Origin of the sequence: Phyllobacterium sp. 1468 (genome assembly GCF_031455525.1) — a bacterium.
Taxonomy (GTDB): domain Bacteria; phylum Pseudomonadota; class Alphaproteobacteria; order Rhizobiales; family Rhizobiaceae; genus Phyllobacterium.
The window spans coordinates 152,545-174,542 of sequence record NZ_JAVDSX010000001.1 but is presented as its reverse complement, the minus strand read 5'-3'; the positions used below and the strand labels follow the sequence as shown (position 1 = coordinate 174,542).

20 protein-coding genes are annotated in these 21,998 nt (G+C 56.6%); 11 read left to right on the top strand and 9 right to left on the bottom strand.

Annotated features, from left to right (window positions below; translation table 11 throughout):
• The first annotated feature begins 191 nt into the window (after positions 1-191).
• From J2X72_RS00880 to J2X72_RS00865, 4 genes are all read left to right on the top strand, one after another.
• Positions 192-1,568 carry a cytochrome c gene (locus J2X72_RS00880; protein WP_310067445.1) on the top strand — a complete coding sequence of 459 codons (1,377 nt, stop codon included), beginning with the start codon at positions 192-194 and terminating at the stop codon, positions 1,566-1,568.
• On the top strand, positions 1,565-2,062 hold the full coding sequence (locus J2X72_RS00875) for a (2Fe-2S)-binding protein (RefSeq protein ID WP_209999269.1): 498 nt from the start codon (positions 1,565-1,567) through the stop codon (positions 2,060-2,062). The genes J2X72_RS00880 and J2X72_RS00875 overlap by 4 nt, the downstream gene beginning before the upstream one ends.
• A complete protein-coding gene (locus J2X72_RS00870) occupies positions 2,062-4,323 on the top strand; it encodes a molybdopterin cofactor-binding domain-containing protein (protein ID WP_310067440.1) in 2,262 nt (753 codons plus the stop codon). Before J2X72_RS00875 ends, J2X72_RS00870 begins: the two co-directional genes overlap by 1 nt.
• Before the next feature lie 146 nt (positions 4,324-4,469).
• Positions 4,470-5,624 carry a fumarylacetoacetate hydrolase family protein gene (locus tag J2X72_RS00865; protein WP_310067438.1) on the top strand — a complete coding sequence of 385 codons (1,155 nt, stop codon included), beginning with the start codon at positions 4,470-4,472 and terminating at the stop codon, positions 5,622-5,624.
• Here the strand turns inward: J2X72_RS00865 and J2X72_RS00860 are convergent.
• The 4 genes from J2X72_RS00860 to J2X72_RS00845 form a co-directional block, all read right to left on the bottom strand.
• On the bottom strand, positions 5,621-6,559 hold the full coding sequence (locus J2X72_RS00860; protein WP_209999274.1) for a phosphatidate cytidylyltransferase: 939 nt from the start codon (positions 6,557-6,559) through the stop codon (positions 5,621-5,623). The two genes, J2X72_RS00865 and J2X72_RS00860, sit on opposite strands and share 4 nt — an antisense overlap.
• Positions 6,552-7,211 carry a lysophospholipid acyltransferase family protein gene (locus tag J2X72_RS00855; protein WP_209999276.1) on the bottom strand — a complete coding sequence of 220 codons (660 nt, stop codon included), beginning with the start codon at positions 7,209-7,211 and terminating at the stop codon, positions 6,552-6,554. Before J2X72_RS00855 ends, J2X72_RS00860 begins: the two co-directional genes overlap by 8 nt.
• Positions 7,212-7,230: 19 nt before the next feature.
• A complete protein-coding gene (locus tag J2X72_RS00850; protein WP_310067433.1) occupies positions 7,231-7,653 on the bottom strand; it encodes a hypothetical protein in 423 nt (140 codons plus the stop codon).
• 94 nt (positions 7,654-7,747) lie between these two features.
• Positions 7,748-9,298, bottom strand: a complete 1,551-nt coding sequence (locus J2X72_RS00845; RefSeq protein ID WP_310067431.1) for an EAL domain-containing protein — start codon at positions 9,296-9,298, stop codon at positions 7,748-7,750.
• Positions 9,299-9,641: 343 nt separating this feature from the next.
• Between J2X72_RS00845 and J2X72_RS00840 the strand changes: the two genes are divergently transcribed.
• Positions 9,642-10,028 carry a hypothetical protein gene (locus J2X72_RS00840; RefSeq protein ID WP_310067429.1) on the top strand — a complete coding sequence of 129 codons (387 nt, stop codon included), beginning with the start codon at positions 9,642-9,644 and terminating at the stop codon, positions 10,026-10,028.
• 134 nt (positions 10,029-10,162) lie between these two features.
• On the opposite strand, the gene J2X72_RS00835 is transcribed toward J2X72_RS00840, so the two are convergent.
• Both J2X72_RS00835 and J2X72_RS00830 read right to left on the bottom strand, forming a co-directional pair.
• Positions 10,163-11,263 carry a porin gene (locus tag J2X72_RS00835; protein WP_209999283.1) on the bottom strand — a complete coding sequence of 367 codons (1,101 nt, stop codon included), beginning with the start codon at positions 11,261-11,263 and terminating at the stop codon, positions 10,163-10,165.
• Between the two features lie 583 nt (positions 11,264-11,846).
• Positions 11,847-12,770 (bottom strand): hypothetical protein, encoded by a 924-nt coding sequence (locus J2X72_RS00830; RefSeq protein WP_209999284.1) that lies wholly within the window; start codon positions 12,768-12,770, stop codon positions 11,847-11,849.
• A gap of 429 nt (positions 12,771-13,199) precedes the next feature.
• Here J2X72_RS00830 and J2X72_RS00825 point away from each other — a divergent pair, with 429 nt between their 5' ends.
• From J2X72_RS00825 to J2X72_RS00815, 3 genes are all read left to right on the top strand, one after another.
• A complete protein-coding gene (locus tag J2X72_RS00825; RefSeq protein WP_310069223.1) occupies positions 13,200-14,264 on the top strand; it encodes a glycosyltransferase in 1,065 nt (354 codons plus the stop codon).
• A 78-nt stretch (positions 14,265-14,342) separates the two neighbouring features.
• On the top strand, positions 14,343-14,726 hold the full coding sequence (locus J2X72_RS00820) for a DUF6152 family protein (protein WP_310067425.1): 384 nt from the start codon (positions 14,343-14,345) through the stop codon (positions 14,724-14,726).
• Between the two features lie 53 nt (positions 14,727-14,779).
• Positions 14,780-15,208 (top strand): DUF2214 domain-containing protein, encoded by a 429-nt coding sequence (locus J2X72_RS00815; RefSeq protein WP_310067423.1) that lies wholly within the window; start codon positions 14,780-14,782, stop codon positions 15,206-15,208.
• Positions 15,209-15,248: 40 nt separating this feature from the next.
• Here the strand turns inward: J2X72_RS00815 and J2X72_RS00810 are convergent, their stop codons facing one another.
• A complete protein-coding gene (locus tag J2X72_RS00810) occupies positions 15,249-16,895 on the bottom strand; it encodes a S10 family serine carboxypeptidase-like protein (RefSeq protein ID WP_310067421.1) in 1,647 nt (548 codons plus the stop codon).
• 256 nt (positions 16,896-17,151) lie between these two features.
• On the opposite strand from J2X72_RS00810, the gene J2X72_RS00805 reads away from it, so the two are divergent.
• A complete protein-coding gene (locus J2X72_RS00805) occupies positions 17,152-17,646 on the top strand; it encodes a (2Fe-2S)-binding protein (protein ID WP_405044643.1) in 495 nt (164 codons plus the stop codon).
• A 10-nt stretch (positions 17,647-17,656) separates the two neighbouring features.
• A complete protein-coding gene (locus tag J2X72_RS00800) occupies positions 17,657-19,921 on the top strand; it encodes a molybdopterin cofactor-binding domain-containing protein (RefSeq protein WP_310067415.1) in 2,265 nt (754 codons plus the stop codon).
• 65 nt (positions 19,922-19,986) lie between these two features.
• Here J2X72_RS00800 and J2X72_RS00795 read toward each other — a convergent pair whose 3' ends face one another.
• Both J2X72_RS00795 and J2X72_RS00790 read right to left on the bottom strand, forming a co-directional pair.
• Positions 19,987-20,283 (bottom strand): hypothetical protein, encoded by a 297-nt coding sequence (locus J2X72_RS00795; RefSeq protein ID WP_209999288.1) that lies wholly within the window; start codon positions 20,281-20,283, stop codon positions 19,987-19,989.
• A 269-nt stretch (positions 20,284-20,552) separates the two neighbouring features.
• The gene (locus J2X72_RS00790; RefSeq protein WP_310067412.1) at positions 20,553-21,563 is read right to left on the bottom strand and encodes a DNA topoisomerase IB; all 1,011 of its coding nucleotides are present in this window, start codon (positions 21,561-21,563) and stop codon (positions 20,553-20,555) included.
• A 117-nt stretch (positions 21,564-21,680) separates the two neighbouring features.
• On the opposite strand from J2X72_RS00790, the gene J2X72_RS00785 reads away from it, so the two are divergent.
• Positions 21,681-21,980 (top strand): antibiotic biosynthesis monooxygenase, encoded by a 300-nt coding sequence (locus J2X72_RS00785; protein WP_310067410.1) that lies wholly within the window; start codon positions 21,681-21,683, stop codon positions 21,978-21,980.
• Positions 21,981-21,998: the final 18 nt, after the last annotated feature.

The following is a 21,998-nucleotide window of genomic DNA, read 5'->3' as shown; positions in this document are numbered from 1 at the left end:
AGCTGTCGCGTAAGAAACGGCTTGTGTAGTTTGTATAACGATCACACAATCTTGATTGCATTGCACCCCGGCTTAATTGACCCAAGTTGCTGATATATCTAAATTGGATTCGTTCTAAGTTCTCGCCAGCTCTTGCACGCGCCGAGGTTCCCGGCCCCCGATGGTTGGACGTTTGATCCCAAGGATTGCCTGTGAAATTCGGTCGTTTTCTTACCGGTCTTGGTGCGCTGATCGTTGTCGGTGTTGCGGGTGCTTTTGTTTACGCGTGGAGGCCGGAAATTGCTCCGATCAAGCCACCAGAACGTGCCTCCTTCGATCAGGCATTGATTGAGCATGGGGCGAAACTTGCCGCCGTCGGCAATTGCACGGCTTGTCATACCAATCCCGGCGGAAAATCCTTTGCCGGCGGGCTGCCCATCCCGACACCCTTCGGGACGATATATTCCAGCAACATCACACCCGATGCGGAGAGCGGCATAGGAACATGGTCGGAGGCAGCTTTTCAGCGGGCCATGCGCGATGGCGTCGGACGAAAGGGCGAGCATCTCTATCCCGCGTTCCCGTATGATCACTTCACCAATGTTTCGGATGACGACAACCGTGCCCTGTATGCGTTCCTGATGACACGTCAGCCGGTGAAGGCCACGCCGCCGCCGAACGAGCTGCCTTTCCCCTTGAACGTGCGTATGGTTCTGGCTGGCTGGAAGTTGCTGTTCTTCGGGGATGGCGCGTATCAGGCCGATGCGAGCCAAAGTGAGGAATGGAACCGCGGCGCCTATCTGGTCAATGGTCTAGGCCATTGTGGTGCGTGCCACACACCGCGCAACGTGCTAGGTGCCGAAAAAGCTTCACTGCACCTTGCCGGCGGCGAGGCCGAGGGTTGGAGCGCTTTCGCCCTCGACGGATCGTCGCCTGCGCCCGTGGTCTGGGAAAAGGACAGCCTCTACACCTATCTGCGGCAGGGCTGGCACCCGGATCACGGTGTAGCCAATGGTCCCATGGGTGAAGTCACCGGAAATCTCGGTCTGCTGCCCGACAGCGATATTCGTGCGATGGCGACTTACATCGCATCGATGATGGGCGAACCTTCGGCGGAGCGCCGCGCCAAGTCAGATAAACTCCTGGAAGAGATAAAATCGGGCCCGATCACGTCTGCGATAAGCAATGATCAATCGGCGTCAGGCGGGAAGGCTGCGGCGATCTATGAGGCTGCCTGCGCCGCTTGCCATGAAAACGGCCGGCCACAGCCTTTCGGCGGACTTGATCTGCGGCTGAGCTCTACGGTGCATGCACCAGACGCGCAAAACGCCATCAACATGGTGCTTTATGGTCTTCCAGCCGCAAGTGGCCGCACGAGCGCCATCATGCCAGGATTCGCAGATGTGCTGACCAATGATCAGCTCAACGATCTGCTTGGCTATCTGCGCCGGCATTTTACTGATCAGCCAGCGTGGACGGATATCGTCGAGCGTGCAGCCGATGCCAGAACCGGTAAATACCATGTCAGTGTTCGGCCCTCCGACGGCATCGAGCGCGGGCCCAGCAACATAGGAGCGGAGGATCAGTGATGAAACTCAACGTCAATGGCAGCACGCACGAAGTGGATGCCGATCCCGCGACGCCGCTGCTCTATGTCTTGCGCAACGACCTCGAACTCAACGCTGCCAAGTTCGGCTGTGGTCTAGGGCAATGTGGCGCCTGCACTGTGATGGTAGACGGGAAGGCAATTTTCTCCTGCCTGACACCGATCCTCTTGCTTGAGGGACGGGAGATCAAGACCGTGGAGGGCCTCGGTACCATCGACAGTCCTGGCCCGATGCAACAGGCGTTTATCGAGGAGCAGGCTGCGCAATGCGGCTACTGTATTCCGGGTATGATGATGCGGGCCCAGGCATTGCTGCAATCGAAGCCCGATGCGAGCGATGCAGAAATCCAGACAGCGCTCGAACCCAATCTGTGCCGTTGCGGAACGCATATGCGTATTCTCAAGGCCGTGAAACGCGCACGCGAGCTGATGAAAACAGCGGCTGTGCCACTTGCAAGCGGTGAAAGGAAAGTCTGATGAACGCTCCCCGCTTACCGAATGTTACGCGCCGCCATCTGTTGTTGGGTACCGGCGCATTGGTTGTCAGTTTTTCATTGCGAGATCACGCTTTTGCCCAAGAAGGGGAACTGAATGTACCGGCGAAACCGCCGGAACCAGCAGCGCCTGGTCCGAAGCTCCCTGGCAGTCTGGCCGATACGCCTTCACTGGACGCATGGATACGCATCGATGCCGATAGCTCGGTTACGGTCTACACGGGCAAGGCAGAACTTGGGCAGGGCACAAAGACCTCGCTGCGCCAGATCGCGGCGGAAGAACTCGAGGTACCCCCTGCGTCGATCAATCTGATTACTGCGGACACGGCGGTCACCCCGGATGAAGGTTTCACCGCCGGCAGCCAGACGGTCCAGAACAGTGGCACGGCAATCCGAAATGCCGCGGCACAGGTCCGCGAAATCCTGCTTCAGCAAGCAAGCGGCAAATTGCAAGTTCCCGCCGATCAGCTCAAGGCAGAGAATGGACGTATTGTCGGGCCCGATGACAAATCGATCGGATATGGCGAAGTGGTCATGACCGATATGCTGCATGTGGACGCGCAGCCGAAGTCCAGGCTCAAGTCCCCGGATGCCTATGAATATATTGGCAAGCCTTTCGCGCGTGTGGATATCCCGGCCAAGGTTACCGGCGGTTCCGCTTATGTACAGGACATGCGGTTGCCGGGAATGCTGCATGCACGCGTCGTTCGCCCGCCGAGCTGGTTCGCGACGCTGAAGAATATCGATACCGCCTCCATCAAGGCGATGCCGGGTGTCGTGGCGGTTATTCATGATGGAAACTTTCTCGCAGTGGCTGCGGAGAAGGAGTGGCAGGCCGTACAAGCCATGCGGGCTCTGACAGGCCTTGCCGAATGGGAGGAAGAGCCTCGCCTGCCGAACGAGCAGGATCTACCTGCTGTTCTGCAAAGGAGTGAAAGCGAGCAGGGCGTCGTCGCTGAGGCTGGCGGCGATTTTACTGGCGGTGCAGAGACATTCACCGCGCAGTTCATGCGGCCATATCAGATGCATGCGTCGATCGGCCCCTCGTGCTCCGTGGCCCATCTCGACAACGGCACAATGACGGTATGGACCCATACTCAGGGTGTTTATCCGGACCGCAAGGCGATCGCGCAAATGCTCGGCATGCCTCTGGACAAAGTACGGTGCATCCATACGGAAGGGTCAGGTTGTTATGGACACAATGGCGCCGACGATGCGGCCGGCGACGCGGCATTGATTGCGCGCGCCCTTCCGGGCCGCCCTGTCAAAGTACAGTGGATGCGCGACCAGGAGCATCTGTGGGAGCCCTACGGTCCGGCAATGCTGACCAAGGTCAGCGCATCGCTCGATGCATCAGGCAAGATCGTCAATTGGAAATATGACCTTTGGAGCAACACGCACTCGGCACGGCCGGGCAGCGCGGGCGCACTGCTGCCCGGACAGCTGATGGCCTCCGGGTATCCACCGGACAAACCCGTCATGAGCATCACGCCGCTTGGCAATGGCGATCGCAACGCCATACCGCTTTATTCCATTCCCAACATGCGGGTGCTTTGGCACTTCGTTGCCGATATGCCAGTGCGGGTTTCATCGCTACGCGGGCTGGGCGCCTATGCAAACGTCTTTTCGATTGAAAGTTTCATGGATCAACTGGCGAAGGAGGCAGGAGCCGATCCGGTTGAGTTCCGCCTCAGGCACATGGAGGATCCAAGGGCACGCAAGGTGATGACGACGGCGGCCGAGGCTTTCAACTGGTCGAACGAGCCCATGCCGGAAGGACGCGGCCGGGGATTTGCCTTTGCCAAATACAAGAACCACGCTGCCTATCTCGCACTGGCGATGGAGATCGATGTCGACAAGGAAACGGGCAATATCCGCATACCGAGGATTGTGTCTGCCGTCGATTGCGGCGAGGCCGTGGCTCCCGACAGCATCCGTAACCAGACGGAGGGCGGCATCATCCAGTCATTGAGCTGGACGATGTACGAAGAGGTCAACTTCGACAACACCCGGATCACAAGTTCAGATTGGTCGACCTATCCGATCCTGCGTTTCAGTGCCGTACCGGGTAGTCTTGATGTCCATATTGTCGATAATCCCGGTTCGCCCTATCTCGGGGTCGCCGAGGCTGCGCAGGGACCGACATCCGCCGCTCTTGCCAACGCACTCGCCAATGCGACGGGCAAGCGTCTCTACAATCTGCCTTTTTCGCCGGCGCGGGTGAAGGCAACACTCGGAGTTTGACACGATTTCCGTATGGTCAGCCTGATTAAGCTTGAAGTGATTGCAAGCTGCGGTCTTGATTGGCGGGGTGCCCTGTCGCATAACTGCGGCACATTCATCCGCGCCAGTATTCGCAGCGCCACGCCCCCGATATCAGGATTCAGACTATGCAAAATACAATCGTGCCCAGCTCCGGTGTTCTTGTCGGTCGCGCCAAAGTTCCCGGCCATGCCACCCCGCGGATTGTCACAGTGCGCGACGGTTCGGTTTTCGACATCACTGCCAAAGCCGCGCCGACCGTGCGCGATATTGCCGAACTCGCCAATCCAGCCAGTTATGTTTCCGCAACTGCAGGGACCAGGCTTGGTGACGTAGACCCGATCATTGAGAAAAGCTGGACGGAGAAATACGACCCGGCGCTTCCTGCGCTGCTTTCTCCGATCGATCTGCAGGCTGTAAAGGCGTCAGGCGTGACCTTCGTCGCTTCCTTGCTCGAGCGCGTCATCGAGGAGCAGGCGAAGGGCGACAAGGCCAAGGCCGATTCGCTGCGCGACGACGTTCTCAAGCTTATCGGGGCGGACCTTTCAAAGATCGTGCCAGGTTCCCCTGCGGCCATGCAGGTCAAGGAGGCGTTGATCGCCCGCGGCGTCTGGAGCCAGTACCTCGAAGTCGGGATCGGTCCCGATGCCGAAATCTTCACCAAGGGTCAACCCATGTCGACGGTGGGCTTCGGAGCCGATGTCGGATTGCACCCGATTTCGAGCTGGAACAATCCAGAACCGGAAATCGTGCTGGTCGTTTCAAGTGCCGGGCGCATCGTCGGTGCAACGCTGGGCAATGATGTCAATCTGCGCGATGTTGAAGGACGCTCGGCGTTGTTGCTGGGCAAGGCAAAAGACAACAATGCCTCGGGTTCGGTCGGTCCATTTGTCCGCCTGTTCGATGGCGATTTCACAATCGAGACCGTCAGGGCGGCGGAACTCAGCATGCGCGTTGAGGGCGAGGACGGGTTTGTTCTCGATGGCCATTCCAGCATGGCGAAAATATCACGCACACCGGAATCGCTCGTTGAAGCGACGATCGGAAAGCACCATCAGTATCCGGACGGTCTTGTGCTCTACCTTGGCACCATGTTCGCGCCGGTCAAGGATCGCGATGGGCCGGGCAAGGGTTTCACCCACAAGATGAACGACGTCGTTTCGATCTCGACGCCGACGCTGGGAACATTGTCCAACCGCGTTCGGCTTTCGACCGAATGCGCACCATGGACCTATGGCGCGAGCCATCTGCTGCGTGATCTCGCGAACGCAGATCTGCTCTAGGTCCAGAAATAGCGCACGATGTGAAAGAAGATCGGGGCGGCAAAGACCAGACTGTCGGCCCGGTCAAGCATGCCGCCATGGCCCTCGATCATATGGCCCCAATCCTTGACACCGCGATCGCGCTTTATCGCCGAGGCGACCAATCCGCCGAAGAACCCCATGATGCAGGCAAGCGCGGCCATCAGGCCGGCTTGTGCCGGTGTGAAAGGCGTCAGCCAATAAAGTGCGGCTCCGAGGAGCGATGCGCTGATGACACCGCCAATCAGGCCCTCCCATGTTTTAGAGGGGGATATTTTGGGCGCGACCTTATTCCTACCGAAGAGCTTGCCGAACACGTACTGCAACACGTCGCTGCCCTGCACCGTGGCGATCAGAAACGCGATGAGCAGAAGCCCCTTGCCTTCGAAACCGGGTATCGGAAGTGTCAGCAGAGCCGGTACATGGCTGAGGCAATATACCGAGAGCATGATACCCCACTGCTGTTCACTGACACGCTCGAGGAACCGCTCCGTGTCGCCGGAGATAGCTGTCAAGGCGGGCATGGCGAGGAAGCAGTAGACTGGCACGAAAATCGAGAACATCCCGTACCATTCGATCCAGAGCAGATAGTATTGAACCGGGATGATGATCAGAAACATGCCCAGCAGTATCCAGTGGTCACCCCGTCGCGTGTGCGTCAGTGTTACGTATTCGCGCAGAGCCGCAAAAGATACAAATGCAAACAACAGGATAACGCCGCCCTTGCCGAACAAAAAGGCGATGGAAATGGTGGCGATCATGATCCACCACGCCTTGATGCGCGAGTTCAAATTGGCGAGTGTCGAAGGCAGAACTTCGCCCTTGCGTACACGCTTCCAGCTTAATGCCGTCGCGACGGCGCTGGCGGCCGTCAATATGCCGAGGAGGCCCAGGAACAGCCATATCGTTTCAGCCATGGTTGAGTGACCTCTGGTACTCCGGGTTCAGCTCAAGCAGGGCCTGCCGTGCCCTGTCGAGAAAAGCATGACGGTCTTCGGCGGGCGTAAGCTCGACAGGCTCGCCGAAGATGACACGGCAAAGCAACGGCACCGGTAGAAACGCACCCTTGGGAAGAACGCGCGACATGTTTTCGATCCAGCACGGGACGAGTTCGACATCGGGCCGGGCGAAGGCCAAGTTGTACAGGCCTGAGCGGAAACGCAGGAGTGGCTCGTCGGTCATGTTGCGCGTACCTTCGGGAAAGATGATGAGCGAGTGACCGTTCTCGAGTGCGTCAAGCATAATGACCATCGGATCTTGCTCACGCTCGACCCAGTTCCGCTCTACGAGCACCGTATTGAGCAGGTCACGGGCCAAGACATGCCGGATCCTGTTTTTCCTCCAGTAATCAGCTCCCGCGACCGCGCGGGTGCGTTCGCGCTCCTCCGGCAGCAGGCAGGTGGAAAGCAGAATGAAATCGCCGTGACTGGCGTGGTTGGCGAAATAGATTCGCTGGCGCGTCGACGGCGCACAGCCTTGCCAGATCGGGCGCACCCCGGTTATGGCTCGCGCGACGCCGGCAAGCACCATGGCAGCCGCCCGCCGCAATAGCGGTTTGGTTTCGATCATATGCCCCCTCCGGTTGTTTTTAACCGGTCCACAACCCATAGGCTGTTATTGCAGCGAATAAAGCAAGAAAAGCCGCAAAAGCAAGGTGCAGTTTCATCAAGAGGCTGTTGGTTCGTGTCATGCGCGCCTGCAAGGGCCGGGTCCTATCCGGCCGCTTTCGCAAATGCATGCGCGCGAGAATGTCGTCCACCGCGCGGCAGCCCTCCGTTTCGTCGTCATGGGATGCGATAAAGCGAAACAGCGCGGCATCAAAACGAAGATAGACGGCCAGGAAAAGGGTCAACAACCCACCGATGATCAAGAGCGGCCAGAGCCAGCTGAAGAGCGGACCTCCGGCATCGCCGATGATGGAGGATATGACCAGCAGGACGCATGTAAAAAAGCCGTATGTATGGGCCCGATGTTTCAATCGGGCCGAGAACGTTGCGGCGTCTTCCTCCATGAAAATCACCCCATTTGATTGTGCCGTATGGCTTGTTGTTACATATGATCCAGGAGAAGACGGATTTCAAATCAGTTCGGGACGCACGAGATGCTCACGTGAGCGAATTCAGGAGTTCCCTGATTGTTGCTGCGCTCGTAGGGCGGCCGAAGAGCCACCCTTGTCCGTTGACCTTGGGAACAAGGGCCGCAAAATAGTCGCGCTGGGCTGGTGTCTCGATGCCTTCGACGACGATATCCAAATGGTGGACATGGGCCATCCCAATGATCTGCGGCACGATCGACACCGAGACAGAACCGGTCCCGATCGTCTGGGTAAAGGACCGGTCGATCTTTATCCCGTCGACGTTGAGTTCACCGAGATAGGCGAGGCTCGAATATCCGGTGCCGAAATCATCGATGAATATCCGGTGTCCGCGGGATCGCAGACGCTGGATCGCTTCTATGGCCTCGGCGGCGTTAGCGGTGGAACGCTCAGTGATCTCAAGCACGATCTGGCTGCTGGTGACGTTTGCCTCCTCGAGACGTGACGCGAGCTGGGCGCTGAAATCACGGTTGAAAAGATCCGCAGCGGTTATGTTGATGCTGACGTGAAAATCAGGATTGGCATCGAGAACCGGCGCCATATCCTTAAGGACATTTTCGATAACACATATCGTAACCCGGTTAATCAATCCGGCTTTTTCAGCAAAAGGGATAAATACGTCTGGGGGTATCGTCTCTCCATTTTCCTTCCAGCGCACAAGCGCCTCGGCTGCCACCGTACGACCTGTCGCTATGTCGACGATGGGTTGATACTCCATCGTCAGCCTGTTGTGCCCAAGCGCCTGTTGCAGCCTCGTTTTCATGCTCAGATTGTTGCGCCGAAGCAGGATGATGATCGTAGCGAGAGCAGCACCGAGCGTAGCGCCAAAAATGGAAATTATCGTCGTGATCGGCTGGGCTGATGCTTCAAGCTGACTGACCTCGGCGTGTACTGTCACGCATGCCATGTCCCGGCAAATGTTGCGATAGACAGTATCCCCGATCCGGCCAACGCCATCGGGCGGCCTCACGTCGAGCTTGCCGATATTCAATGACCCGAACATCCCGACTGTCGAGGATGTGCCTTGCGGATTGTACATTACAACGTAGGCATAGGCGGAATTCTTCAGCGTTTCAAAAGAAGCGGGATCCAGGACGACGTTTGCCTTGCCAATACCGATAATCGGGGCGCTGGAATTGGATATCGCCAGGCGCGAATTCGCATAGATCAGTTTCCCCGCCGGCGTTTCGAGATCATGCGCGACCAGTGGCATCGGCTTTTTTCCATTGCCGAACACAGCCGAGCAATGAAAAAAGCCGTCGCTCACCCTGCCCATGTCCTTGAGATATCTGGTGCCGAACAGCACGTCTCGTAAATACGATATTTCCTTGTCCGAACAAAAAGGATAGGGCGACGTATTGATGACCGTCAGCATCAGGTCGGCTTCGGTAAAGACCTCGACCGCGCGATCAAGAAGCCGGTCAGCGAAGATTCGCATCTGCCCGCGGTCACTTGAGATGACGACAAGCCGGCTGATCCACATCCCGCACAGGGCGCCGACGGCAATCAGCAGAGCAATGAATATTACCCTGTACCATAGCCGATCAAAATAGCGCGACATTCGGAGAATCCACCAAGCCTTCCACCACGGACCGACACGCCAGTTTGCTGACTCAAGCGCAGGCTTATCAATGACACTACGACCGTTAATATTTCTCTGATTTTTCCGGGGTTCTACAGAGAAACTAAGTAGTTTGATTTAATTCCGTTCGTGGGAACGAACGCAATGACTTCGAGTATTGCGACAGTTCCCGCAGGCGTAGTGAACATAGGCAGCGGCACCGCCAGGGGTGCTATCTATACTGACATGAATGCGTAGACCCTCGTGCTAGGATGGAACGCGCCAGTGTTACGACCTCGATCTGGCCGACTGCGATGAAGTGAAGAAGAGAGGAGAATTCGCCATGCCCAGGATTGACCGTCGCACCTTGCTTCTCGGTTGCGGCAGTGCCGCCATCGTTGCGCCCGTTGCGGCAGCGGCTGTTGCCGCAGAGCCGCTACGCCGGGACAGGGAATCGTCCCGCCACCTGCTGGCACTCATCGAGGCGCATGAGATAACATACGAAGCGTTTTGCAAAGCAATCCAGACGATGGATGGTAATAATTGCGATCCCGATGAAGCCAGCCGGGTAGAGGAAAAAGCCCTTCTGGCTGTATGTGCCTATTCTGCGATCGGCGACGGAGATCGCCGGATCAAGGCACGATATCTTTTGAAGATTGCGGCGCGAGGCGAGCTCGACCTGGCAGAACATATGCAGGCTCTCCTCCACTCGGAGATGGCGCAAGTATAGAATCGATCGATTGCCGGCGAAAAGCAGGGTTCGAGCAGAGCAGATCGTTCAGCAGCGAATTGAAACAGTAAGGCGGCGAGTTTGGACCCGCCGCCTTGATTTCATATCGAAGTAATCTGATTGCGTCAGCTGGATCAGAAGTTGCGCTGGAAGCGAACGATGCCGCCGAACGCATCATCGTCACCACCATTGGCGATCGAATCATCCTTACGCGCGCCATCAAATTTGGTGTAGTTGATTTCCGGCGTGATGGTGAAGCCCGGCACCAGCTCGTAAGCCACATTGAGAGCGAGAGCGTATGTGCCTTCGTCTTCGTATGCGGCCTGTGCGTTGACGGTCGCCTTATCGGTAACCTTAGCAGCAACACCACCCCAGGCGGCCCAGTCGCCCTGGAACTGGGCGAACCAGTTGGTTTCACCGGTGTAGAAGGAATTCGCATCGAAGTCGGACTGATACGCGCCCAAGACCCAAACCGAAACCTTGTCCGTGATGTTGAAGTCCACACGCAGATTGGCTGCTATATCTTCCTGCTTGGAATCGTAGCCAACCGTGCCGGCAATCTTGCCCCAGGCCTGCTCCCATTTCGCGCCGGCAAGAACGTGCGGCATATAATCGTCGATTACGTTGTCGCCAAAATCATCGGAGCCCTGTTCGGCAGCGATGATAGCCGAAAAACCGTTGCCGCCGACGAACGTGTAGCTGATCTGGTTCGACTGGCCGGACTGGTAGTTGATGACATCGTCCTGGATGATGTCGCCGGCATACCCGACCCAAGCACCAAAGATTTCATCGTCCGTACCAATCTTGAAGCCGCCAAGCTCGATGTAGGCTGTTGGAACGGATCCGCCACTGTCTTCGCCATCATCATACTGGAAGCGGCCGATGATATAGGAACGCAATGTACCAAGTTCGGTTTCCGAACGGGCATCCATGCGGATTTCCGCACGTGTGCGCTTATGATAGGTTTCGTCGCGGGTGCCGTCTGCCTTGAGGCGACCGAGGTTCGAACCGTCATACGGATCGTCACCGGCCTGGGCATCGTAACGGACCATGCCCCCGACCCTGAGACAGGTTTCGGTGCCAGGAATGTAGAAAAATCCAGCGCCGTATGCGTCGCAAACGCGAACATATTCGACGGGCTCCGGTTCAGCAACAACGACTGCATCCGCAGCGCGCGCTCCTGTTACCGCAACAAGGGCAGCAACGGAGCCGAAAAGAAGACTTTTGATATTCATGCCTATCTCCAGTTATGGACGATGAGTTGAGTGAGAGCATACGAATGGATCCGGATGCCTGGGGCCTATGTCTTCCGGCAGGGCGGGCTAGGTCAAAGGACATATCCAATGGCATTTTGCGGCCCGTCGTGGTGTTGCTGGAATGTTACATTTGATGTGTGGAGATGAGCTTCGCAGAGGCTTTCCAACCTGTCGTCGAATCGCGGCAACCGGCGGCAGCGCCGGCGCTCCGAGCAACTCGCGCCGTGTCAGGTGGTATGAAGTGCATGTGATTGTTGGTGCGGTTGGACACTATCGTTGTGGCTGGTTGTTGGTGGAACCAGACGGAGAGTGGCCTTCACAGCCAAGTTTTATGGGAATCTGATAGAGAAAGCATCTGATTATGTCCTTTGACTGCCGATGAGATCGGATGCAACGTCAACGCGCACCAGCCTGCCGATGCAAAAAATGGCATCGACAGGAGGCTGTGTTGATCTCCAGTCAATGGCCAGGACCCTGCCCCTCGGGGCGGGGTTATGGCTGAGCCTAGAAAGCGTGAAGGCGCAACGTTGATCTACCATCCGGCAAACAAACACAGATTTGCCTATGCACAACGCCCCATGGGAAGGAGATCATAATCCTTGTTTGCAAGATGCATTCCGAATTGTGTTTTCGCCACATGGGCTGCGACCATATTCTCAAAGACATCAACAAGAGGAGGAAGGATCTTGACCTTTCGACCGCCCGCCTCCAGCAGGCGTACCAGCCCTTCGGCCTCCGCTCTTCTCATGAGCCGGCGAATATGTGTTCGAGATACACCGTAGAGGCTTCCAATGTCATCGAACGGAAAGCTCACGACGTTGTCTCCCGGCGAATTCCTTAACGACATCAGTTTGCAAAGAAGTATTTCGCCGCTGCCGCTGGAAGCAAACAGCCGCGAGCCAGGCTGATCGGATATCCACGCGCTGATATCAAGCAGCGACTGCAAACTGGAGGCGAAGTATCGCTCTATGAAACCACCGGCATCGTCCAGCAAATCGCGGTAATGCCTTAGCGGAAACAATCTATCGGCAGCCGCCACCGCCACCGCCACGATTTTCTTCGCACAGCCCAATAAGTGATCGGTTGGCTGAATGAGATGAATTCTATGATCAGTTTGATCCTGTACACGTTTGACAAGGCCAATCTTCTCGAGAAGATCGATGCTCGCCGCCGTGGCGCTGAGGCTGCACAATTTCGCGTCAGTGGTAATGCGTTGGATGGCCGATATGGTTGCTCCATTGCTGCCGTTGTTACTATCGAAATGCAAGGCAAGAACCGCCATGCAAATCACCTGTCTGGCCATGGTCGCCATCACTTTGTTGGCCATGTAATGACCCTCGAACAAGTCGACGACGCCTTGCGAAAATATCTTCGCCGCAGGGACAAAATGCGGATTGTTTCGAAGAATTGCTACCCGCTGTACCAACCATCGCGACCTGGTCTCATCAGCAATACAGGGAAGAAAATCAACTACGTTGCCGTCCATGTGCGTTATTCCTGTCGAACAAACATGCGGTCAACGGCCATGCAAAAAGCCGGGCCATGTATTGCCGCCCACCCGTACTGGTCCGCCTGAATTGACAACTTCAGTGATTCCGGCGCTGACTTTTTATATGGTGGTTATAATGAATAGACAAGTAATAATGACGATCATTATATATGACGGTACTACGGGTTTTGGAAATTTGGGTCCAGAAGGCGCTCGATGCGTGCTGCGGCCGCGATCGCCGCAGCACACATTAGCGTGATTGCCAGCGCACAAGGACGATGTTCGATCCGTCCGGCCAGGGCGTCATAACTAGGACACAACCAGATGCAGACTCGCGGTCAGGGCCGTCTGCGCCTTATCAGCTTGATTCAGTGAACCCGAATTGCAATTCGCCCCAACCGAAACAAAATGCTGAGGCTAAACGCGATGAATTCCGACGCTGACCGCACCCCGGTATCGATCATTATTTCCAACTACAATTATGCACGCTTTCTACGGCCATGCATCGATAGCGCATTGGAGCAGGATTACGAAGATGTCGAGGTCATCATTGTCGACGATGAATCGACCGACAACTCCGTTGAGATCATCAAATCCTATGGCGGCAAGGTGCGCCCGTGCCTCAGAGCACGAAATGGCGGGCATGCGGCGGCATTCAATACAGGGTTCGCGGCGTCTTCGGGAGAAATCGTTCTCTTTCTGGACGCTGATGATTATCTCTACCCAAATGCGGTGTCAGAGGCTGTCCGCGCTTGGGGGACGACAATCGCCCAGATGCAGTTCAGGCTCCACATCGTCGATGAAGACGAAGAAATCAAGGATATCTTTCCTCCGCCCGAACTGCCGTTCGATTCCGGTGATGTTGTTCCAAAACTCTTGCGCAAGGGCCGTTACCAAACCACGGTGACAAGCGGTCTTGCCTTTGACCGGTCGACGCTGGAAACGATCATGCCGATTCCTGAACCAGACTTCCGGCAAGGGGCTGACGGATATCTGGTGACGTTGGCTCCTCTTTACGGGAAAGTGACGTCGATAGAGAGGTGTCTCGGCGCTTACCGGATCCATGGGGGCAACCACTCGGTCTTTGCAGAGAAATTCGGCCAGCGAGCACGCTGGCGGGTAGAGCATGATTTCCGTCGCCTGGAGGCCCTGTCGGATCAGGCGGCGGAGATCGGTTTGACAGTGCCGCCGGATGCCAATCTGCGCGATCCGGTTCATCTGGAAGAGCGCTTGGCATCCTTGTGCGTGGACGAACATCAGCACCCCGTGGACGATGATTCCAAGCTGGCTTTGGCTGTAGCGGGTGTAACCGCCAGTCTGGAGATGAATGCATCCTTGCGCCGCCGGGCGGTCCTTGCGGCGTGGTTTCTATCTATCGGAGTGCTGCCGCGGCAGTTGGCAAAGACTGTGTTGTCATGGAAGCTTGTTGCATCGTCGAGGCCGGCATTCCTTTCACGCATGTCAAAGATTATCCGGCATACGATGGATTAAATCTGCCTCGAACCGTGTGCTGGTGCTCGAAATGGCTCCAGTAACGGACGAGGTGACCTGGCAGAGGAGGCAGATATCATGATGAATTTGTACGGTCGGTTCCTTGGCGGCGCCGTCTTTATGACGGCAATTGTCTCGGGCGCTGCTGCACATCACGGCTGGTCTTGGGCCGAGGCCGATCAAATTGAGCTCAAGGGTGTGATCCGTGACCTCTATATCGGCCCGCCGCACCCAACGCTCGATGTGGAAACCGCGAATGACGGTCTTTGGCGTGTGGAACTCGGAAATCCGCGTCAGACCGAACGCTCCGGTTTTGTCCACGGCTCGGCAAAAATCGGCGATGAGATAACTGCACTTGGCAATCGGTCCACTGATCCAGGCGAAAAGCGGATGAAGGCCGTGCGGATCGCCGTGGGCGGTAAGACATTCGATATCTACCCCGAGCGGATAAAGACGAACTGACCGGCGCTTCGATGGAGTTTTTGCAGGCGCTTTCCGAATGGCCTGGAGCGGTGATGCTCCGGCGTTTTCAGATTGCCTATCTGCTTGTCAATGCGACGCATATTCTTTCGATCGGTGTTGTCTTGGGCGCTATCATCACGCTGGACCTTAGAATACTCGGGTTGTTCAAGCAGTATCCCATCGGCACGCTTGGCCCACCGCTTTCACGTGTTGCTGCTGCCGGTGTTGCACTTGCCATTATCACTGGATTGATCCTCTTATCGGTGAGGCCCATCGCGTACATTCACAATACCGCCTTCCTCATCAAGGTTGGGATAGTCGGATTGGGTATCGCCAATGCTTTGGTGCTCAATCAAAACAGCCATTGGCGGCTCGCTCTTAGGAACAAAGAGCCGTCAAGGAGAGTGCAGCTTTCAGCAGCTCTATCGATCACTCTTTGGGTCAGCGCTGTAGTTGCCGGTCGGTGGATCGGGTTTCTTTAAGCAATGTGCGGGTCTTAGTCGTCCGCCTGGAAGCGATCCACTATTCCCCTTGAGGTTTTCCCATCTCTCCGGAAAAGAAGGTTCTTGCATCTGCGGTCAGGTCACGTCGGGAGCTCGACCGCGTGTAGAACATGTGGCCACCACGATAAAGCTTGAGGTCGACCCGGCCCGCCGCAAGCGAGGACGGCAGATGGTCGATGACATATTTGCTGATCCCGTAGGGCGTGATCGCATCGCTGTAGCCTTGCGCGACCAGCAAACGGAAAGTCGGTATCACCGAGAGAAGGTCGCGAATGTTTCCGGTCGCGCTGGCCTGGGTTCGCATACCGCCGCCTTTGCCGCGACGGCCCCACTCCCACCGCTCGTTAACGTCGTTCGCGAGCAGTCTGTAGGTCAATTCAGTGCTGAAACCCAGTTCATTGCGGGCGTAGCTGGCAAACGCCGCCCCATATGAGCGCGTGAACCCGTCAAGGATAGGATCGCTGCTTCGATCAGCGTCGGACTCAGGATAGGGATCTGAGACGGCAAAAGACGCATCATAAGGACTGACCACCTCGAATTCGTTGCCCTTCGAGTGCTTGACATAGGTGTCGTCGAGAAAGCCGCGTGTCCGGCTTACGACCGCTTCGGGGATGCCCGTCAATTGTGAAATCCGCGCGTAGAAGGCTGCCGCCTTGTTCCCAGACGGTTCAGGTCCCGCAAGCGTCACAAGATAATCAGTCATGGCAAATTGTTCTGCATCGCGGATCGCGCTCGGGTCGAAGGCGTTTCGGCGTTCCAACTCTGCTGCCGCAAGCGAAGGAAGTTGAAGGGCCGCTCCCAACGGATACTGCCTCTCGCCAAATAACAGCTGCCCCTCGATGAGTGGCGACAGCATGATAATCCCCGAAACAAGAATGCCTTGGTCGTCCTTGAGCGCAGAGGCGACTTTTGCAGCGCGAAAACCACCATAGCTCTCCCCAAGCAGATACTTTGGGGAAGCCATGCGCTCATTGTGATTGACGTAAAGCGCGATCGTCTTGGCAATGCTCTCCGCATCTTGGCCAACCCCGTAGAAATTCGAAGCAATGTTGTCGCTTGCCGCACGACTCCAACCCGTGCCAACAGGATCGATCAGCACAAGGTCAGTGAACTCCAGCCAACTATCCGGATTGTCAATCAGCGCCGGGCTGGTGCCATCCTGACCGTTCGGGCCGAAACTGAGGATGCGTGGCCCGACCAGCCCAAGGTGGAGATAGGCCGAAGCGGCTCCCGGTCCGCCGTTGAAAGCAAAGGTGAGCGGACGGCCCGGTTGACGATTGCGGGCGACATAGGCGGTATAGAAAATCTTGGCGGTACGCTCTCCATTTTGCCCGAAGAGGCTGAGCGTGCCCGCGGTGGCGGTATAGGCAAGGTCCTGCGTTCTGGTTTTCAAGACGTGATCGGTAACCGAATCCGCGGGCAAAAGGCTTAGAATGCCACCGGTTGAAGTGTCGCCCTCCGTCTTCGAAGGACCGGCCTTATCTCCACCGCTCGACGGTGGCCGCGATTGCGTGACGTTCCCGCCATGATCATCTGTTCCAACATCTCGCTGTGCATTGTCTTGCGAAAACGCTGGCGAAGTCAGCAGTGCAAAAGCGACGGCGAGACGCAGAATGGTGCGATGGAAATACAAACTCTCTTCCTCCTCGATGCGGGGCGTCCGCACAGAGTGTATCCCTTCGCCCGGGAGAAGGAACTCAACACATATTGATATGCACCCAGATGGGGACGGTTGGCCGGTAAATGCCACTGCGATGCCGTAAAGATTCCGAACCTCGCTCCAAAGTATTTTCGGAGATCAACTTCACGCGACAAGCACATCTTTGTGATCGCACGGCTATACGAGTGTCTCGCACAGTTTCCACAAGCATTAAGTCTTGCCCGGTTTGCGCGTCCTCACTATCGTAAAGAATAGGGCAATGATGTTTACCGATTCACGGGAGGAAGACGTGGCCACGAAACAAATCCAGCTTAATGTTGATGGTAATAGTCATGTAATTACAGCGGATCCAGAAATGCCGCTGCTCTATGCTCTTCGTGACGATCTTGGCCTCCGGAACCCTCGTTTTGGCTGTGGTCTGGCACAGTGCGGTGCGTGCACGGTGCATATTGACGGACAGGCCGTCCGTTCATGCGTGACTCCGGTCGACTCAGTTGGCGTCGGCAAGGTTGTTACTTTGGCCGGTCTCGGTGGGGGAAATGGCAAAGCTCACAAGATCCAGGAGGCATTTATCGAGGAGCAGGTTCCGCAGTGCGGCTATTGCCTCAACGGTTGGCTGATGACGGCGGCAGCATTCCTTGAGACAAATCCTAGTCCCAGCGACGGTGAAATTCGTGATGCATTGCGCGGGCTGAAGTGCCGGTGCGGTACGCATTACAGTATAATGCGCGCCGTCAAGCGCGCTGCACAGGCGTGAGGAGGCAATCATGACGTTCAATGTCAACCGGCGCATGTTTCTCGGTGCCTTCGGCGCACTTACTGTTTCCGTTGTACTGCCCGGCCACAAGGCGCGCGCGGCCGTCTTGGGTGCCACGACACGGCCTCCGCTGAAACCTGAAAATCTGTCCTCCTATATCCAGGTCAACGCGGACGGTACCGTTGTCGCCTTCTGGGGCAAGATGGACATGGGCCAGGGCACTGATCTTGGCGTTGCCCAGATGGTGGCTGAGGAGCTCGATCTCCCAGTATCCAAGGTCTTCGTGCAGCAAGGCAATACGGCGACCAGCATCAACCAGGGCGGAGCTTCGGGCTCCACCGGCATTCAGCAGGGTGGCACAGCGCTGCAGAGCGCGGCTGCGGAAGCGCGTTATCAACTTATCGACATGGCATCGAAGCAGCTTGGTGTACCCGCCGCGGACCTAAAAGTGGACGATGGTGTCATCAGTTCCATCGCCGATCCGGCGAAAACGGTGACCTATGCCGGACTGATCGGCGGCCGGTTCTTTGACACTCAGCTCGAGTGGAATCAAAAAATTGGCAATAGCCTCTTTGTCAAAGGCAAAGGCACGATAAAACCTGTTGCCGACCACAAGGTTATCGGCAGTTCGCCTATGCGCCGTGACGTGCCATGGAAGGTTATGGGCACCGGCGATTACGTCGTGGACATCAAGGTGCCAAACATGTTGCACGCTCGAGTGATACGTCCCGAAGTGGCGGGTGCCGTGCCTGTCGAGGTCGATGCAGATTCGGTCAAAGACATACCGGACGTGCAGATTGTGCGCGAGAAAGGCTTCCTCGCAATTGTGGCGCCACGGGAATGGGATGTGATCAGGGCGGCCGACCAGCTTAAGGTGACATGGTCGGATTCAACGCCGAACTTCCCGACACAGGCCGGTATTTTCGATCATCTTCGGAATGCGAAATCGGTACATCGCGAACCTGGCGAAGATGTCGGGGATGTTGATGCTGCTTTCGCGGGCGCCGCTAAAGTCGTCGAGGCGGCGTATGAGTGGCCTTTTCAGAGTCATGCGAGCATGGGCCCGGCCTGCGCAGTGGTTGAAATCAAAGGTGACAGCGCAACCTTATGGACTGGGTCGCAGAAGCCGCATTTTGCCGCCGCGGGCGTCGCCGCAATCCTGGATATGCCATCGGAGAACGTGCATGGCATCTGGGTTCCCGGCCCCGGCAGCTACGGCCGCAACGATGCCGGCGATGCTGCCGCCGACGCGGCGCTGATCGCCAAGCTGACTGGCAAACCGATCAGGGTTCAGGGTATGCGGAAGGACGGCACAGGGTGGGACCCTAAAGGTCCTGCCTCTATCCATACAGCACGTGCCGCGCTCGACAAGGATGACAACGTTCTTGCCTGGCATTTCGAATCCAAGGGCTTCTCCCGGGTTGACGTCAACTCCAATGAGAGCGCAACGCGCGATACGCTGGCTGGTCAGCTCATCGATATACCGCTAAAGCCCGGCGTCGGTTTTGGCGTGCCGGAAGAGTCTTACGGTTTCCCGGCGAAGAGAAAGGCGTGGGAAACGGTCGCCCCATTGCTGGACCGGGCATCGCCGCTCAGGACGACTCATCTGCGCGATCCTGTCGGGCCGCAAATCCACTTCGCTTCGGAATCATTCATCGATGAGCTGGCCTATGCCGTCGGCATGGATCCGCTGGAATTCCGCCTCAAATACATTACCGACCCTCGTGACATCGCCGTCGTCAAGGCGGCAACGGAAAAGGCCGGCTGGCAAGCTCGCACTGCCGCGCGTCGGCAAAGCGCAGGCAATGGCAGGTTCAAGGGGCAGGGGATGTCTTATGCGCAACGCAGCGGTACAAGGGTAGCGGTGGTCTGCGATGTCGAAATCGAGAGCCGGACCGGTCGGATATGGGCCCGGAAATTCACCGTGGCTCATGACTGTGGCATGATTGTCAATCCACGGCAGCTTACGCATACGATCGAAGGCAATATCGTCCAGGCAATCAGCCGTTCGGTACATGAGGAAGTGCAGTTCGACGACAAGAACGTCACCAGTATCGATTGGGAGACCTACCCGATCCTCGACATTACCGAGACGCCGGAGACAATCGACGTGGTTCTGATCAATCACAAGGAACTTCCGCCCAGCGGCGCTGGCGAACCTTCCATGCGACCTGTTGCTGCGGCTATCGCCAATGCGATCTTCGACGCGACCGGCGTGCGAATCCGTCAGGCACCGTTCACACCGGATAAGCTCAAGGCCGCGGGCCTGGCGTGAAATTGATCGCCTTGCTCAAGACCTCACGAGAAGCCGTATTCGGTTCGGCTTCTCACTTTCCCGCGCTAGTGTTCGGTTGCGGAGTAATAGATTGAATCCGCATTCTTGAACGGAAACGGTTTTTGGAAATGCCCGCGACTTGCCATAAAGTTGAGTTCACGATTTGCTGCCATTGCCGCCAGCTCATCCTCATCGCGAACGCCGCTCTCATAGATAGCCATGATGACGCGAGCTAGATCATTACACCGCTCGTGCGTCTTGGGACACCGATCCAACAATTGCGATGCTCTGTTGTGAGCCCGCTGCATAATTTCCCAATCGGTAGTGGCGAATATCCGTCGGTCTCTATCTGTGAATGTCATGACACGCTCCCATCTGTTCAGCGAGAACACATCTCAATTTGCGGGCCGCCATTCCGCGCGATTGTTGCGGCGATAGGCAAAAAGCTAAGCGCATTTTCTGCTCTGTCGCAAATTGAATTGGATTCGTTTGTCGAATGCACCACTTACCGCACTGCAAAAAAACATTCTCGATAGGCAAATCTAGCAAGTGCGTACGTCCCGGCAATACGAATTGGAGCGGACCCTATCCGTCACCTGCTTACCATGCCTCAATCAGACGCCTGCATGGTTCATTCCAGTGCTTGCTCAAGAAGCCTCATCAGCCCGGTTTCCGGGCCAGTGAGACCTTTCCGGTGGGGCGCACGCAGCAGTGACTTATCCAGTTGGCCGGCATTGAAGCACTCTGTCACAAGGGGATGCACATAACTCGATCGTGCCACCGCGGGTGTGTTGCGCAGGAATTCGCTGACATTGCGCATGGCTGCAGAAAGGGCCCGCTTCCGGGCGGAATCGGTGTTGGCATCGTTCTGCGCCAGGAATTCAAGCGCGCGGGCGGATCCATGAAAAGTCCTGAAATCCTTGGCGCTGACTTTCGAGCCGGAGATTTCCTGCAGATATTGGTTCAGTTCTCCCGCGTGCAGGCTGCGCCAGCGCTGCTTGTCCTTGTATTGGAATAGCCTTCCCCGCCGTTTCAGGGCCTTTAAGCGCCGGACGGCGGCGCGATCGGTGATGGCTATTTCGTTCTTCTTTTTCGATTTACCGGCAAAGACGAAGTTTGCGATATTGCCGTTGATTTTGAGATCGCTGTTCTTGAGTGAGGCGATGCCTCGACCACCATCCTTGGCATATTTTTCATGCCCGGGCCGGAAAGCCTTTTGATCGATCAGTTTCACTGCGAGCGCGACAAGCGGGCGACTTGATGTCGGGGGGCGCTGCATATCACGCAGAATGCGCTTGCGGATTCGGGGAAGTGCTTTGCCGAATGCAAGCAAGCGATGCGTCTTGATATTGTTGCGCACGTCCTCCCATTTCGGGTGATAGATGTATTGCCGGCGCCCCAGCGCATCCAGGCCGACTGCTTGAATATGTCCTTCGGATTCGTCGCAGCAACAAACCTCTGTCCACGCAGGAGGAATAACCAGAGCGGCGATGCGCTCGAGGTGCTTTTTTGAAACAGGACGTCCATTGGTGCGGACGTAGTGGAAGCTGTCTCCGCACGGCTCGCGCTTTAGGGTGAATGTCTCCGGATCGACCAGTTTAAGCCCAGTTATTTCAGCATAATACGCATAGTCCGGCTGCATTTCTTCACCCTGTTGTTGCGGTCGAAGAACGTTTGTCGCGACGGGACAGTTCCCTGTGACGCAAAAAAGGTGCAAGCTTGCCACGCAAATCCCGTCCCAGTTCGAGAAGGAACCACCATGACCAAATTTGCTCTTTACGTGCCCCTCGAAGCAAAAGCCGGAAAAGAGGAAGACGTCGCGGCGTTTCTTCAGTCGGCTTTACCGCTGGTAAATGAAGAATCCGGAACCATCGCATGGTTCGCGATACGCCTCGGTAAAAGTTCCTTCGCAATCTTCGACGCTTTTGCTGACGAGGGGGGGCGCAACGCACATCTATCAGGAAAGGTTGCTGCCGCTCTGATGGCGCGAGCAGATGAGCTTTTCGCCAGTCCGCCGCAGATCAACAAGGCCGATGTCCTTGCGGCCAAACTCCCGTGACGCTACATGATTGATTCT

Bases quoted from the DNA above. Each gene is read 5' to 3' on its own strand.
- J2X72_RS00870 (WP_310067440.1), top strand. From the start codon at position 2,062: ATGAACGCTCCCCGCTTACCGAATGTTACGCGCCGCCATCTGTTGTTG.
- J2X72_RS00865 (WP_310067438.1), top strand. From the start codon at position 4,470: ATGCAAAATACAATCGTGCCCAGCTCCGGTGTTCTTGTCGGTCGCGCC.
- J2X72_RS00860 (WP_209999274.1), bottom strand. From the start codon at position 6,559: ATGGCTGAAACGATATGGCTGTTCCTGGGCCTCCTCGGCATATTGACG.
- J2X72_RS00855 (WP_209999276.1), bottom strand. From the start codon at position 7,211: ATGATCGAAACCAAACCGCTATTGCGGCGGGCGGCTGCCATGGTGCTT.
- J2X72_RS00850 (WP_310067433.1), bottom strand. From the start codon at position 7,653: ATGGAGGAAGACGCCGCAACGTTCTCGGCCCGATTGAAACATCGGGCC.
- J2X72_RS00845 (WP_310067431.1), bottom strand. From the start codon at position 9,298: ATGTCGCGCTATTTTGATCGGCTATGGTACAGGGTAATATTCATTGCT.
- J2X72_RS00840 (WP_310067429.1), top strand. From the start codon at position 9,642: ATGCCCAGGATTGACCGTCGCACCTTGCTTCTCGGTTGCGGCAGTGCC.
- J2X72_RS00835 (WP_209999283.1), bottom strand. From the start codon at position 11,263: ATGAATATCAAAAGTCTTCTTTTCGGCTCCGTTGCTGCCCTTGTTGCG.
- J2X72_RS00830 (WP_209999284.1), bottom strand. From the start codon at position 12,770: ATGGACGGCAACGTAGTTGATTTTCTTCCCTGTATTGCTGATGAGACC.
- J2X72_RS00825 (WP_310069223.1), top strand. From the start codon at position 13,200: ATGAATTCCGACGCTGACCGCACCCCGGTATCGATCATTATTTCCAAC.
- J2X72_RS00820 (WP_310067425.1), top strand. From the start codon at position 14,343: ATGATGAATTTGTACGGTCGGTTCCTTGGCGGCGCCGTCTTTATGACG.
- J2X72_RS00815 (WP_310067423.1), top strand. From the start codon at position 14,780: ATGCTCCGGCGTTTTCAGATTGCCTATCTGCTTGTCAATGCGACGCAT.
- J2X72_RS00805 (WP_405044643.1), top strand. From the start codon at position 17,152: ATGTTTACCGATTCACGGGAGGAAGACGTGGCCACGAAACAAATCCAG.
- J2X72_RS00800 (WP_310067415.1), top strand. From the start codon at position 17,657: ATGACGTTCAATGTCAACCGGCGCATGTTTCTCGGTGCCTTCGGCGCA.
- J2X72_RS00795 (WP_209999288.1), bottom strand. From the start codon at position 20,283: ATGACATTCACAGATAGAGACCGACGGATATTCGCCACTACCGATTGG.
- J2X72_RS00790 (WP_310067412.1), bottom strand. From the start codon at position 21,563: ATGCAGCCGGACTATGCGTATTATGCTGAAATAACTGGGCTTAAACTG.
- J2X72_RS00785 (WP_310067410.1), top strand. From the start codon at position 21,681: ATGACCAAATTTGCTCTTTACGTGCCCCTCGAAGCAAAAGCCGGAAAA.